General features: G+C 46.2%; 1 protein-coding gene. It reads left to right on the top strand.

Annotated features, from left to right (window positions below):
- Positions 1-839, top strand: an 839-nt coding sequence (locus tag CVN76_RS00805; RefSeq protein WP_198512397.1) for an O-antigen ligase family protein, incomplete at its 5' end; no start/stop codon positions are given.
- Between the last annotated feature and the right edge of the window lie 181 nt (positions 840-1,020).

Genomic DNA, 1,020 nt, shown 5'->3' with positions numbered 1-1,020 from the left:
TCTATGGGGCGGCTGCCAACCCTAATGTGTTCGCCCTGTACTTAAGCATTCAGCTGTTTCTAAGCTTTTTCCTATTTCGCTCGCTGAAAAAATATAAAGTCCTCGTCTTTCTGGCATCAATCTTGCTTGCCGGGACGCTATTGCTCACCTATTCGCGGGGAACGATGATTGCATTTGGATTCGCGGCGCTCATCTTCTTATTTTGGACGAGAAATAAATCATTTCTTACCTATTCATTAGGGGCATGCTTGCTGGGACTGCTTCTCATTTACTACCCGGTTTTATTCGCCTCAAATAAAGTCGAGCTATCCGCTGCCGTTCCGATGGATAATCTGGTGATCGGGAGCAACACCGCTTCCGATCATGAACAGGCCCTGTCCGGCCGTTTTTCGGAAATGTTTTCAGATAAGATTCTTCAGCAGAGTACGGAATGGGGACGCTTATATGTCGTTTTCAAGGGCATCGAAATCTTCAAGGACCATCCGATATTAGGTACGGGGCTTGGAACATTCGGGGATTCCGCCACCCTTTCCTTCCCTTCGCCGATCTATGGTGAATATCAAATAGGAGAAAGAATGTATACGGATAATCAATATATCCAGATCCTGGTTCAGACAGGCATGCTTGGTTTCCTTGCCATTCTCATTTTCATCATTTTCTCCTTCCGCAAGATCGCGACATCGAAAAAAGGGGTCTTTGGAGCCTTCACCGCTTGCCTGTTGCTGGCGGCCTTAACAGCCGGACTTTTTTACAATATTCTTGAGGATAAAACGTTTACCTTGTTTTTTTATAGTTGTTTGGGAATCACTTTACAAAAGGACATCATTTTAAAGGATTGAAAATATGCCTACTCGTTCACATGTACTTAAATCGGTCGGGCTCGTCACCATCATCGCAGCCGTCGGGAAAGTTCTCGGCTTTGGCCGGGAGTCGATCATAGCCGCCTATTTCGGGGCGTCATCAACGGCAGATGTTTTTTTCGTGGCGAGCCTCATTCCCACCATATTGTTTACGGCTCTC

Source organism: Bacillus sp. mrc49, assembly GCF_002803435.1.
Note: the sequence above shows the minus strand (reverse complement) of the source record. Positions and strands in the feature narration are given on the sequence as shown.